This window comes from Asanoa ferruginea, from assembly GCF_003387075.1.
GTDB lineage: Bacteria > Actinomycetota > Actinomycetes > Mycobacteriales > Micromonosporaceae > Asanoa > Asanoa ferruginea.
The window spans coordinates 1,438,871-1,455,762 of record NZ_QUMQ01000001.1; the positions used below are offsets into that span (position 1 = coordinate 1,438,871).

The window sequence follows — 16,892 nt, forward strand, 5'->3', positions numbered from 1 at the left end:
TCAGCCCTTCATCGCGGCCGCCGGTGGGGCGACCTCCTCGGGGGTGAGCGCCTTCTCGAGCTTGGCCGTGGTGCCGGTGAGGGTGGCCTGATACATCGGCTGGAGCAGGGCGTGGTCCTCGGCCCGGATAGTCAGCTTGCCCTTGACGCCGTCGAAGCTGTAGCCCTCGAGCGCGCTGACCATCTTGTCGACGTCGTCGCCACCCTCCTGGACCGCACGGACGATCATCTGTGCCGCCGTGAAGCCATCGGGGTTGAACAGGTCGAGCGTGCCGCCGACCGCGCTGCGGGCCGCCTGCGCGGCCGGGTTGTCGCTGGCGCCGTCGAAGTAGTGCGACAGGAACGAGATCTTCGCCCCGGCCGCGCCGAAGGTCGGCCAGGAGGCCCGGATGTCGAGGCCGGTGACCACCGTGGTGCTGGCCAGGATGCCCTGCTGGTCGAGGGTCTGCCACATCGCCGGGGCGGTGGTGCCCGCCCAGGCCACGAACAGCAGGTCCGGCTTCGCCGCCTTGAGCTGGCTGGCGAACGGGGTGAACTCGGTCGCGCTGGCCGGGGCGAGCACGCTGGTCACGGTCGCGCCGGCACCCCCGATGACCGCCTTGACCGCGGCCTCGTTGCTCTTGCCGAACGCGCTGTCCTGCCCGAAGACCACGACCTTCTTGCCGGCCGCGTCGCCGATGAACGACTTGGCCGTCATCACGTCCTGGTAGGACTGCCGTCCGGAGCGGAACGTGTATTTGTTGACCCCGGTGATCGCGTCGGTCGCGGCCGGGCCGGAGATGAACAGCACCTTGTTCTGCGCGGCCAGGGGCGCGACCTGCAGCGCGACGCCGGAGGCTGTCGAGCCGGCAATGATCTTCGTGCCCTTGCCGATCAGGTCCTTGACCGCGGCGACCGCCTTGGCCGGATCACCGGCGTCGTCGACCTCGGTCACCTCGATCGCCCGGTCGCCCACCTTGTTGGTGCCGTTGGTGGCGTACGCGAGCCCGGCCTTGAATCCGTCGATGTATTGCTTGCCGTAGGAGGCCAGCGCCCCTGTCTGGGAGTGGACGATGCCGACCTTGACCGGGGCCGTGCTGGCGCCGCCACCCCCGGTTGCCGTTTCCTGCGGGCTGCCGCAGCCCGTGGCGGATACCGCCACCGCTATCACTGTCGCGGCGGTGACGAACGCCCGCCGCATCGCCTTTACCGTCATGGCGACACACGGTAGGGGTCACAGTGTGACCCCTACCATGTGGCGTGCGCCTATATATACGCCGATGAGATGTGCGGGACGCTTAGCGGTGCGTCGATGCGGGCAGCGCGGCGCGGGCGGCCACGGCAGTGTCCGGCTGGTCGGCGAACACGCCGTCGAGGCCGAGCGAGAAGAAGAGTTCGTACTCGGACGTGATGTCGCCGCGCGCGTTGGGGTCGGTGCCGATCCGATGGTCGACCGCGAGGAACTGGTTCTCCGCCCGGAACGTCCAGGCGTGCACGATCAGCCCGTAGCGGTGCGCGTCGCGGATCACCGCGGTCGGCGCGAGCAGCTTGCCGGTGGCGTCCCGGGGCACCAGCAGGTTCTTGTTGGCGCCGATGCCGTCGGCGTAGCCCGAGATCCACCGCAGGTTGGCCGGCGAGACCAGGTCCTGGTAGGTGCGCGGGTCGCCGGCGACGACGAAGTCGTAGGGCCGGCCGGCGGCGTCGATCAACTGGGCCAGCCGCACGTCGGTCATCCGGGCCAGCTTGCGCAGGTTGGCCGTCTCGAACGACTGGACGATCACCGGCGAGCTCTTCCGGGTCAGGTCGTTGGCACGCAGGACGCGCACCAGCGGCTCCTCCAGCGCGAGCCCGATCGACTGGAAGTAGGTCGGGTGCTTGGTCTCCGGGTAGATGCCGATCGTCCGGCCGAGCCGCTTGCTCTCGGCCCGGGCCAGGTCGATGACCTCCTGGAGGGTCGGGATCGGCAACTGGCCGTCGAAGGCGGTGTTGGCCACCCGCACCTGCGGCAGCCGCTCCTTTGCCCGCAGCGTCTTGAGCTCGGCCAGGGTGAAGTCTTCGGTGAACCAGCCGGTGACGGCGATCCCGTCGATGGTCTTGGTGGTCTTGCGCGCCGCGAACTCCGGGTGGTCGGCGACGTTGGTGGTGCCCGAGATCTCGTTCTCGTGCCGGGCCACCAGCTTGCCGTCCTTGGTGGACACCAGGTCGGGCTCGATGAAGTCGGCGCCCAGCCGGATGGCCAGCCGGTAGGACTCGAGCGTGTGTTCGGGCCGGTAGCCGCTGGCGCCGCGGTGGCCGATGACCAGCGGCTCGTCGTGGTCCTGGCGCTGGCTGGCCACTGCGGCGGCGGGCGCGATGCCGGTCGCCGCGATGCCGGCGCCGGCCAGGGTGAGGGATAGAGCAGTACGTCGTCGCATGGGCCGCAGTCAATCGATCTCGGGCGACCGGGGCTTGACACGGCGGTGAACGTGGTAAGAAATGCCTGATGCGCCGCACCCTGCAACACCCCGCCCGGCTTGTGCCGTTGGCGTTTCTCGGCGCCGTCGTGGTCGGGACGCTGCTGATGATGCTGCCCGGGGCCCGCGTCGAGCCGGGCGGCACGCCGTTCGTCACCGCCCTGTTCACGGCCACCTCCGCGGTCTGCGTGACCGGCCTGTCGGTGGTCGACACGGCGACCTACTGGACCGGCTTCGGCCAGGTGCTGCTGACCGTGCTCACCCAGATCGGCGGTTTCGGCATCATGGCGCTGGCGACGCTGCTCGCGCTGCTGGTCTCACAGCGGCTGGGGCTGCGCAGCCGGCTGATGGCCCAGGCCGAGGACTCGTCGCTGAAACTCGGCGACGTGCGCTGGGTGTTGGGGCGGATCGCGCTGACCCAGGCGGCCTTCGAGATCGTCATCGCGGTGATCGTCGGCGGCCGGTTCTGGCTGGGGTACGACTTCCCGCTCGGCAAGGCCGCCTGGTACGGCGTGTTCCACGCGGTGCAGGCGTTCAACAACGCCGGCTTCGCGCTGTTCAGCAACTCGCTGGTCGGGTTCGTCGACGACGCGTGGATCTGCGTGCCGCTGACCATCGGGGTGATCGCCGGCGGCATCGGCTACCCGGTGCTGTTCGAGTTGTTCCGCGAGATCGGCAAGCCGTCGAAGTGGTCGACGCACACCCGGCTGACCGTCTTCGGCGGCATCGTGCTGCTGGTCTTCGGCTTCCTCACGATCCTCGGCCTGGAGTGGAACAACCCCGGAACGCTCGGCCCGCTCGGCGTCGGCGAGAAGGTGCTGGCCGCCTTCTTCCAGGACGCGATGACCCGCTCCGGCGGGTTCAACACGGTCGACGTGGGTGCCTTCCACAGCGAGACGCTCGCGGTGTCGACCGGCTTGATGTTCATCGGCGGCGGCAGCGCCAGCACCGCCGGCGGCATCAAGCTGACCACGTTCTTCCTGCTCGCCTTCGTGATCCTGGCCGAACTGCGGGGCGAGCCCGACGTGGTGATCGGCAAGCGGCGGATAGCGGAGAGCACCCAGCGCCAGGCGATCACCGTCGCGCTGCTCGGCGTGGGGCTGGTCGCGGCCGGCACGTTCGGGCTGCTGGAGGCGACCGACGGCGTCGCCTTCGACGCGGCGCTCTTCGAGGTGACCTCGGCGTTCGCCACGGTCGGGCTGAGCACCGGGATCACCCCGACCCTGCCCAATTCCGGGCAGATCATCCTGGTCGTGCTGATGTTCATCGGCCGGGTGGGCACAATCGCGGTAGGGTCGGCGATCGCCCTCAACACCCAGCGCCGGCTCTACCGATACGCGGAGGAGCGACCCATCGTTGGCTGACATCGGAGACGACGACAACGTCGTGGTGATCGGGCTCGGCCGCTTCGGCGGCGCGGTCGCCGGTACCCTACAGAAGCTCGGCCACGAGGTGCTCGGCATCGACAGTGACCCCAAGCTGGTGCAGGAGTGGTCGGAGCGGCTCACCCATGTGGCCGAGGCCGACGCGACCGACGAGGAAGCCCTGCGCCAACTGGGCGTCGCCGACTTCACCCACGCGGTGGTCGGCATCGGCACCCACATGGAGCAGAGCGTGCTGACCGTGCTGGCGCTGGTCGAGATCGGCGTGCCGCACATCTGGGCCAAGGCGATCTCGGCGAAGCACGGCAAGATCCTGTCCTCGGTCGGCGCGACGAAGGTGATCTACCCGGAGTCGGCGATGGGCGACCGGGTCGCCCACCTGATCACCAGCCGCATGATCGACTTCATCGAGTTCGACGACGACTTCGCGATCGCCAAGACCCGCGTGCCGAGCGCGAAGGTCGGCCAGACGCTGGCCGACCTGCACCTGCGCACCAAACACGGCGTCACGGTCGTCGGGGTGAAGGAGCCGGGCAAGCCGTTCGCGTTCGCGAACCCCGACACCGTCATCCCGGAGAACGCCACGCTGATCGTCTCCGGTCCCGCCGCCAAGGTGCAGAAGTTCGCGGCGACGACCTAACCCTTGCCGGGCTTCTTCGGTTTGTCGTTCTTGGGCCCGGGGCCCTTGCCGCTCGAGTCCTTCTTCGGCTTGGCCGGCGGTTGTGGTGGCTGGGCCTGTTGCCGGACCGTCGTCGTGGTCTTGGTGGGCGCGGTGGTCGCGGTGGTCGCCGTCGACAGCTTCGGGGTGCAGAAGGCACCGTCCAACCGGAACTCGACCGGGAAGGCGTTGGACCGCGCGTAGCTGCCGGTCAGCCGCATCCCCTTCGAGCCACCGGCCGGCACGGCCGCCGACCCGCCGGTCGGGCGCAGCACCACCGTGCTGCCCTTCTGCTCGACCTTGGCCGACGCGGCCCGGGTCAGCTTCTGATCGCCCGGGAAGGTGAACGCCAGCGACCAGTCGGTCACCGGCGTCTTGCCGGCGTTGACGACCGTCACGTCGGCGTCGAAGGCCCGCCCCGAGTCGCGCCGCAGCGCGTAGCGGACCTCGCATGCCGGCCGCTCGGGGCCGAGGGTGGCGGGTGCGGCGACTGTCTCGACGGCGGCCGCGCTCGGTGCGCCCTCGCGGGTCGCGGCGAGCAGCATGCCGCCGGCGCCGAGCACGACCACGGCCGCCGCGGCGGACAGCACCAGCCGGCGCCGGCCGGCCAGCAGTTGGCGCACCGACGGCCGGGCTCCGGGCGTGATGCCGGCGGCCGGCACGAACCCCCGGGCCGCCTCGGCGGTGGGGTCCTCCGTGCGGGGCAGGATCGTCGTGCCGCCGGTGACCATGGCCGCACCCGGTGCCGGCGATACCGGCCGCGGCACGTGACCACCCGCGGCGGCGAGCGCTTCGACCACCTCGGCGCTGGTCGGCCGCTCGTCGGGCGCCTTGGCCAGGCAGCTCAGGCAGAGCGCGGCCACCGCGGGCGGCAGGTCCTCGATCTCGGGCAGCGGGGCCGGCTCGGCGTGCAGATGCGACCGGAGCAACTCCGTGCGGGACGTGGCCGGCCACGGCAGCCGGCCGGCAAGGCAGCGGTAGAGCAGCAGACCGAGGCCGTAGACGTCGGCGGCCGCCGAGACCTGACCGCCGTCGAGCCGCTCCGGCGCGATGTAGGCCGGGGTGCCGAGCAGCGAGCCGTCCGGGCCGACCTCCTGCTCGCCGATGACGGCCGAGATGCCGAAGTCGAGCACCTTGGCGCCGACCGCGGTCAGCATCACGTTGCTGGGCGTCACGTCGCGGTGCACGACCCCGCGCGAGTGAGCGGCGGCCAGCGCTGAGGCGATCTCGATGCAGATCGCGACGGCGTCGGGCCACGGCATCGGCGTCGTGACGGCGGCCAGCGGCACGCCGTCGACCAACTCCATCACCACATAGGGCACACCGCTGGACTCGCCGTAGTCGTACACGTTGGTGATGTGTGGGTGGCTCAGCCGCGCGGCGGCCTGAGCCTCGGTGCGGATCCGCTGGCGGAAGGCGGGGTCGGCGGCGAGCGACGACGCGAGCACCTTGACCGCGACCTGGCGGCCGAGCACCTCGTCGTAGCCGCGCCAGACCACGGACATCCCGCCCGCGCCGAGCCGCTCGACCAGCCGATAGCGGCCACCCACCCCATCCATGACCCAACTGTTGCCCGCTGCTCCGCGGATCGAACCTAGAAGGTCACTATCGGTCAGCCGGTGTGAAGGCCGCGGCGTTGGCGCGGGCGAACTCGCCGATGCCGCGCGCCGGGTGACCGGTGATCGCCGCCACGTCGCCGGTGACCCGTGCGAACCCGCCGTCGCGGATGAGGCCGAAGACCCCGGCGAGGTGCTCGGCGAGCCAGTCGGGGAGGCCGGCGCCTTCGAAGCGGGGCCGGGCGGCCTCCTCGGTCAGGTCGATGTAGTCGACCCAGCGGCCGGTGGCCGCGGCGAGCGCGACGGCCACCTCGGAGAACGTCACCGCGGCGGGCCCGGTGAGCTCGTAGGTCCGCTTCGCGTGCCCGTCGGTGGTCAGCGTCACGGCCGCGACGGCGGCGACGTCGGCGATGTCGACCATCGCGACCGGGCGTCCGGCGGTCGGCGCGTAGAGGGTGCCCGCGTGGGCCACCCCTTCGGCCACCATCAGCAGGTTGGTCATGAAGAAGGCCGGCCGCAGCACCACGGCGGGCACGCCCGAGCGCTCCAGGTGCGCCTCGACTTCGCCGTGCCAGCGGAACGCGGGCAGCCGCGACGCGGGATCGGCGTGCATGGCCGACAGCTTGACGATTTGGTCGACGCCGGCTTCGGCGGCGGCGTCGATCATCGCGGTTTCGAGGGCCACCTTGCGCGGCCCGTCGGCGGCGCTCAGATAGACCCGGTCGACGCCGGCCAACGCCCGCCGCAGCGAGGCCGGGTCTCCGAGGTCGCCGACGACCAGGTCGACGTCGCCCAGTCTGGCCGCGGCCGCCCGTGGGTCGCGGACCAGGGCCCGGACGGTCGCCGCGCGGGCACGCAGCTCACGAACCACGTGCGCGCCGACGTTGCCGGTCGCTCCGGTGACGAGAATGGTGGTCATCGCAATGCCTTTCCGTTGCTGTCCGCTGGCGGGATGTTGTGGTTGAGGTGGAAGACGTTGTCCGGGTCCCAGACGCGCTTGAGCGCGCGGAGCCGGGTCCAGTTGGCGTCGGTGAAGGCGCTGCGGGTGCGGGTGGGATCGGTCAGCAGGGTGAGGAACGTTCCGCCCGTCGCGTGCGGCGCGAGCCGGTCGCGCAGCCGGTCGAGATGGGCGTCGACAACCGAGCGATCCGCATTCGGGTACGGGCCGACGGCCATCACGGAGAACGGCACGTCGCGGTGTCCGGCCGGGCCGGCGCCCGGTGCCGGGTGGGCCATCGCACCGCCCCAGTGCCGCACCTCCACAAAGGCCAGTGGCGAGTCGTCCGCTCCGGCCTCGACAATCGCGTCGAGCGCGTCGCCGGGCAGGTCGTGGAACATCTCGAACTCCTGCCGGTTGGCCATCGGCGGCGCGTCGGGGCCGTTCGTCGCGATGGCGGCGTCGGCGAAGGTGCGCGGCGCGAACGCGTCCACCAGGGGCGGGCCCGCCGCGGCCAGCAGGGGCCCGAGCGCCGGCCGGCCGTCGTCGCCGTGGTGGAACGCCCGGATGGCCAGCACCCGCCGGCCGCGAAGATGCTCCGGCACGACCGGGGCCGGCGGCAGGCGCAGGAGCAGCACGGCCGTGTTCATTTGCCAGGGCTCGTCGGGTGCCCACTGCCGGTAGGCGTCGAGCACGGCCCGAGCGCGTTCCAGCGGGTAGAACGACATGCCCGCGTAGACGCGGCCGGCCGGGTAGAGCCCGAACTCGAGCGACGTGACGACGCCGAAGTTCCCGCCGCCCCCGCGCAGCGCCCAGAACAGGTCGGGATGCTCGCGCGCGCTGGCGGTCAGCATGGTGCCGTCGGCGGTGACCACCTCGGCGCTGACCATGCTGTCGGCGGCGAAGCCGAACGTCCGGGACAGCCAGGACTGGCCGCCGCCGAGCGTGTAGCCGGTCACCCCGACCGTCCCGCACCGGCCGGCGAGCCCGGCTAGGCCAAACCGCCCGGCGGCCCGGTTGACGTCGGTCCAGATCGCGCCGGGGCCGACGCGGGCGACACCGCGGGTCGGGTCGATCTCGATGTCGGCCATCGCCGAGGTCTTGAGCAGCAGCGCGCCGTCGGCGCCGGCCACGGTGCCGTGGCCGGTCGCCTGCACGGCCAGGGGCAGGTCGCGGGTGCGGGCGGCCAGCACGGCCGCCCGCACGTCGGACGGCCGTTCGGCGACGGCCACGACCGCCGGCCGCAGGTCGATGGTGCGGTTCCAGCCGAGCCGGTGGTCGTCGTAGCCGGGATCGCCCGGGCGGAACGTCCGCAGCGCCGGGATCTCGATCGTTGTCATGTGGCCGAAGTTAGGCAATGACCGGCCTGGGACGGATGTGTCGTGGATGTGGTCCGGATGCGGTCCTACCCTGAGGCGGTGATCGTGCAGGTGCTCGGTACGGCCACCGTCAACGCTTCGCCCCCCGTGCGCCTGGAGCGCAAGGCGCGCGAAGCGCTGAGCGTGCTGACCGTGTTTGCCCCGGCCGCGCCCACTCTCGACGAGCTCGCCCGGCTGCTGTGGGACGACCCGCCACCGTCGGCCGTCAAGACGCTGCGCGCGCACCTGTCGCGGATCCGGGCCGCGCTGCGGGCGGCGGGCGCCGACCCCGGCATCGAACGCGTCGGCCGCGACGGCTACCGGCTGGCGATCGATCTCGCGGAGACCGACCTCGGTCTCGTGGCCGACGCCCGCGCCCGGGCCCGCCGGCTGCGGGCCGACGGGCGCCCCGACAGTGCCGCCGCCGTGCTCGCCGAGGCCCGCGCCCGGTGGCGGGGCGACCCGGAGCTGCCGGACACGACCGCCGCCGCCGCGCTGGCACAGGGCTGGCGCCGGGAACGCCGGCTCCTGGTGCAGGAACACCTGGCCTGCCTGGTCGACGGCCACGACCCGGCCCAGGCGATCAGCGAGCTGGAGCGGCTCACCGCCGAAGACCCGCTCGACGAGCCACTGTGGGTGCATTACGTCCGAGCGCTGCACCGGGCCGGCCGCCAGAACGAGGCGCTGCGGGCCGCGGCGGCCGCGCGGGCGGCACTTGTCGAGGTCGGGCTCGACCCCACGAGCGCGCTGCGCGACGCCCAGGCCGAGGTCTTCGCGCCACAAGCGCCACCCGCGCCGCCGGCGCCGCCCGCCCCGACCGCCGCGGCGGCGGTCACCATCGCCTATGCCACGGGGGATGACGGCGCGACCGCGTACACCCGGCTGTCCTCTTCGGGTCGTGACCTGGTCGTGCTGAACCCCGCGATGCTCACCATCGACGGCCTGCTCGACGAGCAGCACGCCCGGAGCGCCCTCGCCCACCTCGCACGGCACGCCGCCGTCAGCTGCTTCGACCGGCGCGGCATCGGGCTGTCCGACCCGCTCGACGAGCGGCGCTCCCCGCTGGACCAGTGGGTCGCCGATCTGCGGCAGGTGCTGGACGCGCTGGCCGTCGACCGGGCCGACCTGTTCGCCAACTTCGACACCGGGCTGATCGCCCTGGAGTTCGCCGCCCGCTATCCGCAGCGGGTGCGCTCACTCGTCCTCACCCAGTGCTATCCGACCTACCTACGCACGGCGGACTACCCCTACGGCCTGGACCCGGCCACGACCGAGGGGCTCATCCGCGACTCGGTCGCGCCCGGCGATCCCGCGCGCCGCATCGACACCGTCGCGCAGGCCGCACCCAGCGTCGCCGGCGACGAGGCGTTCCGCAGCTGGTGGAACCGCATCGGCCAGCGGGCCGCCGGGCCGACGGTGGCCACCGCCATCCGCACCGTCGCCACCCGCACCGACCTGCGCCACCGGCTCGCCGCGGTCACCGCGCCGACGCTCGTGCTGCACCGCCGCAACTGTGTCAACGTCGACGTCGGGCATGCCCGCTATCTCGCGGAGCACCTGCCCGACGCCCGGCTGCGGCTCACCGCCGGCACCGACGCCCTGTGGTTGACCGACAGCACCGACCAGCTCGACCACGCCGTGGAGTTCCTGGCCGAGCCGCGACGGTGAGCCGGCTCAGCCGCCGTTGGCGAGGAGCTGGTCGACCGGGGCGTATTCGTCGGTGAGCGGCTCGGCGTCGCCGACGAACGCGGCCAGTTCGGCGCCGGTGACGATCGTGGCGTGACCGCCGTCGTCGTCGGCGCTGATCCCGGTCGCGAGCTGGTCCATTGGCAGCGGCGCGGGTGACGCCACGATGACGAAGTTGGAGCCCTGCTCGCCGGCCAGCGACCGGGCCGGCGCGATCAGCGCGACGTGCGGGAACTCGGCGGCGACGGTGGCGACCTCGGCCTTGATGAAGCGCAGCGGTGGATAGTCGATGACGTTCTGCGCGTAGATGCCGTCCGGCCGGACGACCCGGCGGATGTCGGCGGCCATCTCCCGGGTGGCCAGGTGCCAGGGCACCACGAGATGGCCGAACGCGTCGCCGATCACCAGGTCGGTGCTGGCCGACGCGCGCTTCGCGAGCAGCATCCGGGCGTCGCCGACCTTCGTCGTCAGGTCGGCGCCCTGGCGCACCCCGAGCTCGCGTTCGTCGAGCTTGACCAGCGCGCCGTCCAGCTCGTACACCTCGTTGCTGGTTCCGGGTCGGGTCGCGGTGAGATAGCGCGGCATCGTGAAGCCGCCGCCGCCGAGGTGCACGGCGTCGATCCGCTGGCCGGGCGGCTTGACGGCGCCGGCGACCGCACCGAGCCAGCGCGTGTAGGCGAACTCCAGATAGGTCGGGTCGTCGAGGTCGACGAAGGAGTGCCGGGCCGAGTTGAGGAACAGCGTCCGGCCGCCCTCGCGCGCCGGGTCCGGCACGACCGCGGCGCAGTGGTAGGCGGTCTCGATGTCGCACGGCGTCGGCGCGGCCGCGGAGAGCCCGGCGCCGGCCAGGCCGATGACCGCGAGCACCGCGCCGGCCCGGCTGGTGCCGGCCAGCGGCAGCTTGTCGGTGCGGCGCAGGTAGACGCCGATGGCCAGGCCCGCGATGCCGAGGGCGACGGCGAGCCCGATCAGGATGACCGACGTGGGCAGCGCCGCGACCAGGATGAAGCCGGTGACCAGCGTGGCCGTGACCGCGCCGAGGGTGCCCACGCTGGACAGCTTGCCGACCACCTGGCCGGTGTTGCGCAGGTCGCTGAGCTGGAGCTTGACCACCAGCGGCGTGACGGCGGAGAGCAGGAACGCGGGGATGAAGATCGCCAGCGCGGTGAGCAGCAGGATGCCGCTGACCGCGTTGCCGCGCAGTGCCTCGCCGGCGTAGCGGACCACCGGCAGCGTCACCGCGGTCGCGATGCCGGCCAGCACCAGCGCCCCGGGCAGCAGCGTGCGCGGGTTGTGCTTGTCGGCGAGCCGGCCGCCGGTCCAGGCGCCGTAGGCGATCGCGGCCAGCGCTATCCCGATCACCGAGCTGGTCACCTGGAGCGTGACGCCGAGGTAGGGGCCGACGAGTCGCAACGCGACGGTCTCCAGCACGAGGACCGCGCCGCTGGCGAAGAACACGAGGAAGGCGGCCAGCCCGCCGGGAAGCGGGCGGCGCTCAGACGTCTCGACCGCGGCCGCGGTGCTCTGATCCATTTTGTCAGGGTACGGGGACGGCCCGTTACAGCATGGATAGGTGCACGTGGTTGGTGTGGTTGGCGGCCGGATCGCTGCCGCCGTTGTAGGACTTCCAACCCGTGCCCGGCATCCAGATCCTTCGATACCAGATGACGTAGAGCACGCCGAGCGCGTCGGCGTTCTTGATGAAGTAGGCGGCCAGGTTGTCGCCGTAGGTCTTGTCGCCGCCGGTCGCGCTCTTGTTCTGGAAGCCGCCGGCCGCCGCCGAGAAGTCGCAGGCCCGGCCCTTGGGGTGCTCGCCGCCGCCGCCGGAGCGGTGGCAGGAGACGTAGCGCTTGAACCCGTCGGCCTGCGCCTCGCGCAACGCGTGCAGGGTGCGCGGAGTGATGCAGCCGCTCGCCGGCGTCGGGTCGTCGACCGAGCACGACTCGCTCGGCCAGGAGCCGTCGGAGTTGCGCTTGGCCGGCTGGGCCGCCGGTGAGTTGGGGTTGATGTAGCCGGCGCTGGTGGTGCCGCCGCCGACACTGCGCAGCGCGCGCTCGGCGTCGGCCTTGCGCTGGGCCAGCGTCGCGACCTGCTTCTTCTGCTCCTGCACTTCGGCGTCGAGTTGGGCCTTGGCCTGCTGCGCGGCCTCGTGCGCCTCCTGGTAGCCGCGCAGCGCGCCCGCGTCGCGCTGCGCCATCATCTCGAGGCTGCCGGCGCGGCGCAGGAAGTCATCTGGCGAGGCGCTGTTGAGCAGGGCGGACAGCGGGGTGAGCCGGCCCGTGCGGTAGGACTCGAGGGCCATCGCGCCGACCTGGGTGCGCATCACGTCGACCTGGGTGTCGAGCGCGGCCACCTCTTTGTTGAGCCGGAAGGCCCGCCGCTTGGCGTCGTCGAGCTTGCGCTGCGCCTCGATCTGCCCCTTGGCCGCGGCCTCGAGGTTGTCACGCAGTTTCTTCTCGTCGTTTTCCTTGGGCGCGGGGTTGGGCGCGGCGATCGCGCCCGTCTGTGGCGCACCGACCCCGACGACCACGGTCGCGAGCAGCAGGGCGAGCAGGGATACCCACCGGCGCCGCGTCACCGTCCGAGGCACTGCGATTCCCTTCCGTCACAATCGATCCCCCGCTGGCCGCCGGACAGAGTACCCGATCAGGAGCGGTCCGGCGCTCCCCGAAAATCGGCCGGCGCCGATCAGGGGATCAACGCACCGGCCACGGCCTGCCAGGTCTGCTCGTCGGCGGCGGCCAGCAATCCCTCGCCCGGGTCCGGGGAGATCGCGTAGTCGGCGCCGTCGAGCCGGCGGACGACACCACCCGCTTCGCGCACCAACAGCGCGCCCGGCGCGTGGTCCCAGGGCCACGTCCGCCAGAACATCGTGAACTGCTGCCGGCGGGAGATCAGGTCGAGGTATTCGCGCCCGGCGCAGTGCTGGCCACCAGTCACCTCACCCAACCGGCTCTTCCCGTTTGTCACCTTCGCCCGCAGATCGGCGGGGTAGTAGGTGGCCGGCGCGATGCCCCGGATCTGCTCCACCGGCAGCGGCGTGGCCGGCTCGACCCGCACGTCGTTGAGGAACGCGCCACCGCCGTCGAGAGCGTGGCCCATCAGGTCGTCGATCGGGTCGTAGATCCAGGCGCCGACCGGGCGGCCGGCCTCCAGCAGCGCGACCATCACGCAGAACGGTGAACGGCCGGAGGCGTAGTTGGCGGTGCCGTCGATCGGGTCGACGATCCACGCGGGCGCGTCGCCGGCCAACTGGCGGAGCACCGCCGGATCGGCGGAAACCGCTTCCTCGCCGACCACGACGGACCCGGGTAGCAGGTCGAGCAGGCCGGCGGTGAGCACCTCCTCGGACCGGCGGTCGGCGACGGTGACCACCTCGCCCGGGCCCTTCTCGCTGATCTCGGAGGCTTGCAGGTGCTGATATGACGGGAGGACGACGGTCGCGGCGGTGTGCCGCACGAGCGCGCCGACCTGGCCGCTGAGCTGAGCGTTGATCACACTGTCCTTTGGAGCTTAGTTTCGCGGTGGGAGCTTGACGACGCTGACGAAGAACTCGTCGATCTGGCGTACGACCGAGATGAATTGCTCGAAGTCAACGGGCTTGGTGACATAGGCGTTGGCGTGGAGTTGATAGCTGCGCAGGATGTCTTCGTCGGCGGCCGAGGTGGTCAGCACCACGACCGGGATCTGGCAGAGTTCCTGATCTTTCTTGATCTCCTCCAGCACCTCGCGGCCGTCGCGGCGGGGCAGGTTGAGGTCGAGCAGGATCAGGTCGGGCGCCACGGCGTCCGCGTAGCGCCCCTCGCGGCGCAGGTAGGCCAGCGCCTCCGCGCCGTCGGAGACGACCGTCAGCCGGTTGCGCAGCTTGTGCTCCTCGAACGCCTCCTGCGTCATGAGCACGTCGCCCGGGTCGTCTTCGACGAGGAGCACCTCGATAGGGCTCTTGCCGTCGGCTGGTGCGGTCATGCCAACGCCTCTCTCATGCCAGTTGAGCCTTCATGTCGGTCGAGTCGTGAGTGGGTTCGGCCTGCGCGGGTGGCTGCTCCGCAGGCGCGTCGTCGTCGGAGGGATCCACGGCCAGCACCGGGAGGGTGAACCGGATGACGGTGCCCTCGGCGACCTCGGCGTCGACCCAGATCCGGCCGCCGTGGTATTCGACGATCTTCTTGGCGATGGCCAGCCCGATCCCGGTGCCGGGATAGGCGTCCTTGGAGTGCAAGCGCTGGAAGATCACGAAGATCTTGTCGGCGAACTCGGGCTCCACGCCGATGCCGTTGTCGGCGCAACTGATCTCCCATTCGTCGCCGATCCGGCGCGCGGAGACCTCGACCCGGGGCGGCACGCCCGGCCGGCGGAACTTGAACGAGTTGCTGACCAGGTTGGTGAGCAGGTTGGTCAGCAGCGCGTCTTCGCCGAGCACGGTCGGCAGGTCGTGCCAGACCAACTCGCCACCGGCGTAATCCCGGGCGCTCTCGGTCTGGCTGCCCACGACGGTCATCACCTTGTCGAGGTCGACCTCGGTGAAGCCGGCGGTGGCCCGGCCGATCCGGGAGAACGCCAGCAGGTCGTTGATCAACCGCTGCATCCGCTGCGCGCCGTCGACGGCGAACGCGATGTATTGGTCGGCCCGCTCGTCGAGCTGCCCGGCGTAGCGGCGCTGGAGGAGCTGGCAGAAGCTGGCCACCTTGCGCAGCGGCTCCTGGAGGTCGTGCGACGCGACGTAGGCGAACTGCTCCAGGTCACGGTTGGACCGGATCAGCTCCTCGGCCTGCCGCTGTAGCTGGCCGTTGACCCACTCGATCCGCTCCCGCGCGGCACCGACCTCCGCCAGGTCGTCGGCGATCTGCTGGCGCATCGAGTCGATGTCGGCGGCGAGCCGGCTCAGCTCCGGCGGACCGGTGCCGGTGATCTTCCGCGAGTAGTCGCCCGCGCGCACGTCGCGCACCTGGTCGGCGAGATCGGTCACCGGGCCGATCACCACCCGGTTGAGCGACAGGAGCAGCGCGACGCCGGCGACGATGATCACCGCAGCCGCGACGATCAGCAGGAAGACCAGCGTGTTGCCGGTGTTGCGAGCCTTGGCGGCGGCGTCGTCGCGCAGTTTCAGCATCTGCTGCTGCAACTCGTCGACGGAGGCCCGAATCTCGTCGAAGCGCGTGCGGGCCGCATCGGTGACGAAGGTGCGGGCGGTGGTCACGTCGGGCGCGGCGACGACCGGCTCGGCGACGCTGGAGCGCCACGCGGCCGCCTGCTGCTCGACCCGGTCGAGTTGGTGCGCGATGTCGGGATGATCGGTGAGCAGCGGGCGCATCACGGCGATCAGCTCGCGCTCGTTGGCGAGGCCGGCGGTGTAGGGGCCGAGGTCGGACCGGTCGCCGCTGACCGCGTACCCCCGGATGCCGGTTTCCTGGTTGACGAGCGCCGTTTGCAGCGCGGCGGTGCTGGTGCGCAACGGACCGGTCTTGTCGAGCAGCGTGTCGAGATGGTTGCGGTTCTGCGCGGCGACCGCGGCGGCGACGACCGCGATCAGCACCAGCAGCACGCCGACCACGGCGGTGAGGACACCCACCCGACGGCGCAAGGTCCACGTTCTCATCGGCCACCCCCGGCGCTGACCAGCAACATTGCGACATCATCGGCGAGCGCGCCGCCGTTGGCGTCTTCGGCCCGCCCGACCAGCCAGCCGGGCAGGTCGGCGAGCGCGACTCCCTTGGCCGCGGCGACCAGGTCGACCAGCCCGGTCACGTCGAGCCGCTCGTCGCCGCCGCCGACCCGACCCTCGATCAGGCCGTCGGTATACATCAGCAGCGACCAGTCGTCGCTGTCGAACTCGAGGTCGTAGGCCTGGGGTGGGCGCGGTGCCACCCCGAGCAGGAGCCCGTTGGGCGCGGGCACGGGTGCGACCCGACCGCCGCGCAGCAGCAACGGGGACGGATGGCCGGCGAGCCGCACGGTCGCGCGGTTGGCCGCCAGGTCGATCCGGGCCGTGGCGACGGTGGTGAACGTCTCGCGCAGCCGGCGCTCGCTGATCAACACCTGCTCCAGGGCGGGCAGCACCGCGTCGTCGGGCACCCCGGCCAGCACCAGCGCGCGCCAGGCGACCCGGAGCATCACGCCGAGCGCGGCCTCGTCGGCGCCGTGGCCGCAGACGTCGCCGACGATCAGGTCGACCCGGTCGGGCGTGCTCTGCACCACGTCGTAGAAGTCGCCGCCGATCAGCGCCGCGTGCCGGCCCGGGCGGTAGAACGGGTGCACCCGGATCCGTTCGGTCTCCATCAGCGGGCGGGGCAGCAGGCCACGCTCCAGCCGGGCCGACTCGGCCTGGCGCAACTCGACCTCGCGGAGCCGCAGGGAATCTTCGTCGGCGCGCTTGCGCTCGACGGCGTAGCGCAGGGCGCGGGTCAGCAGGACCCCGTCGACCTGTCCCTTGACCAGGTAGTCCTGGGCGCCCTCGGCGACCGCGACGACACCGAGGTGCTCGTCTTGGCGGCCGGTGAGCACGCAGACCGCGGCGCCGCCCGACAGCGCCAGCACCTGCCGGAGCCCGTCGAGCCCCTGCGCGTCGGGCAGGCCCAGGTCGAGCAGCACGCAGTCGGCGCTGGCCATCAGCGGGCGCGCTTCGGCCAGGCTCTTCGCGTTGACCAGGTCGACCGCCGCCTCGGCCTCGTCGAGCAACTCGCTCACCAGGAAGGCGTCGGCGTCGTCGTCTTCGATGAGCAGCACGCGCAGGCGCTGCCCGGCGGACCGCTGGCGGCCCCCCTGGGGCGGCACCGCGACCGCCGCCAACCGCTGCTCGCTCACGTCACCAGCCTCTCGTATGGAAGCTTGCCCCCACTCAACTGACCCCGCGGTAGGCAACCGTATGGCACCGTGCACCCACCGTG

The 16,892-nt window shown here is 71.9% G+C and carries 14 protein-coding genes; 3 read left to right on the plus strand and 11 right to left on the minus strand.

Translation table 11 applies throughout. The features are described from left to right. Entirely contained in the window at positions 1-1,194 is a 1,194-nt protein-coding gene (locus DFJ67_RS07080) for a substrate-binding domain-containing protein (protein WP_116067145.1), read from the minus strand. An 82-nt stretch (positions 1,195-1,276) separates the two neighbouring features. Further along, the gene (locus tag DFJ67_RS07085; RefSeq protein WP_116067146.1) at positions 1,277-2,392 is read right to left on the minus strand and encodes a glycerophosphodiester phosphodiesterase; all 1,116 of its coding nucleotides are present in this window, start codon (positions 2,390-2,392) and stop codon (positions 1,277-1,279) included. 68 nt (positions 2,393-2,460) lie between these two features. Between DFJ67_RS07085 and DFJ67_RS07090 the strand changes: the two genes are divergently transcribed. Then, on the plus strand, positions 2,461-3,795 hold the full coding sequence (locus tag DFJ67_RS07090) for a TrkH family potassium uptake protein (protein WP_116067147.1): 1,335 nt from the start codon (positions 2,461-2,463) through the stop codon (positions 3,793-3,795). After that, the gene (locus tag DFJ67_RS07095; protein WP_116067148.1) at positions 3,788-4,453 is read left to right on the plus strand and encodes a potassium channel family protein; all 666 of its coding nucleotides are present in this window, start codon (positions 3,788-3,790) and stop codon (positions 4,451-4,453) included. The genes DFJ67_RS07090 and DFJ67_RS07095 overlap by 8 nt, the downstream gene beginning before the upstream one ends. Here DFJ67_RS07095 and DFJ67_RS07100 read toward each other — a convergent pair. Genes DFJ67_RS07100 through DFJ67_RS07110 form a run of 3 tightly spaced genes read right to left on the minus strand, consistent with a single transcriptional unit; the run spans position 4,450 to position 8,304 of the window. Continuing rightward, the gene (locus DFJ67_RS07100) at positions 4,450-6,030 is read right to left on the minus strand and encodes a serine/threonine-protein kinase (RefSeq protein WP_116067149.1); all 1,581 of its coding nucleotides are present in this window, start codon (positions 6,028-6,030) and stop codon (positions 4,450-4,452) included. The genes DFJ67_RS07095 and DFJ67_RS07100 overlap by 4 nt on opposite strands. 46 nt (positions 6,031-6,076) lie before the next feature. Beyond that, the gene (locus DFJ67_RS07105; protein WP_116067150.1) at positions 6,077-6,946 is read right to left on the minus strand and encodes an SDR family oxidoreductase; all 870 of its coding nucleotides are present in this window, start codon (positions 6,944-6,946) and stop codon (positions 6,077-6,079) included. Beyond that, complete coding sequence (locus DFJ67_RS07110; RefSeq protein ID WP_116067151.1) at positions 6,943-8,304, minus strand: FAD-binding oxidoreductase; 1,362 nt, start codon at positions 8,302-8,304, stop codon at positions 6,943-6,945. Before DFJ67_RS07110 ends, DFJ67_RS07105 begins: the two co-directional genes overlap by 4 nt. Positions 8,305-8,346: 42 nt before the next feature. Between DFJ67_RS07110 and DFJ67_RS07115 the strand changes: the two genes are divergently transcribed. Beyond that, a complete protein-coding gene (locus DFJ67_RS07115) occupies positions 8,347-9,990 on the plus strand; it encodes a bifunctional AfsR/SARP family transcriptional regulator/alpha/beta hydrolase (RefSeq protein WP_147315436.1) in 1,644 nt (547 codons plus the stop codon). A gap of 6 nt (positions 9,991-9,996) precedes the next feature. Here DFJ67_RS07115 and DFJ67_RS07120 read toward each other — a convergent pair whose 3' ends face one another. From DFJ67_RS07120 to DFJ67_RS07145, 6 genes are all read right to left on the minus strand, one after another. After that, on the minus strand, positions 9,997-11,541 hold the full coding sequence (locus DFJ67_RS07120) for a fused MFS/spermidine synthase (protein WP_116067153.1): 1,545 nt from the start codon (positions 11,539-11,541) through the stop codon (positions 9,997-9,999). Positions 11,542-11,566: 25 nt separating this feature from the next. Continuing rightward, positions 11,567-12,598, minus strand: coding sequence for a coiled-coil domain-containing protein (locus tag DFJ67_RS07125; RefSeq protein WP_409362890.1), 1,032 nt, complete (start codon positions 12,596-12,598; stop codon positions 11,567-11,569). Between the two features lie 98 nt (positions 12,599-12,696). Then, complete coding sequence (locus DFJ67_RS07130; RefSeq protein WP_116075772.1) at positions 12,697-13,503, minus strand: inositol monophosphatase family protein; 807 nt, start codon at positions 13,501-13,503, stop codon at positions 12,697-12,699. Positions 13,504-13,521: 18 nt separating this feature from the next. Then, positions 13,522-13,974, minus strand: coding sequence for a response regulator (locus DFJ67_RS07135; RefSeq protein ID WP_116067155.1), 453 nt, complete (start codon positions 13,972-13,974; stop codon positions 13,522-13,524). Between the two features lie 13 nt (positions 13,975-13,987). Further along, a complete protein-coding gene (locus DFJ67_RS07140) occupies positions 13,988-15,604 on the minus strand; it encodes a sensor histidine kinase (RefSeq protein WP_116067156.1) in 1,617 nt (538 codons plus the stop codon). Further along, entirely contained in the window at positions 15,601-16,794 is a 1,194-nt protein-coding gene (locus DFJ67_RS07145) for a PP2C family protein-serine/threonine phosphatase (protein WP_116075774.1), read from the minus strand. Before DFJ67_RS07145 ends, DFJ67_RS07140 begins: the two co-directional genes overlap by 4 nt. Positions 16,795-16,892: the final 98 nt, after the last annotated feature.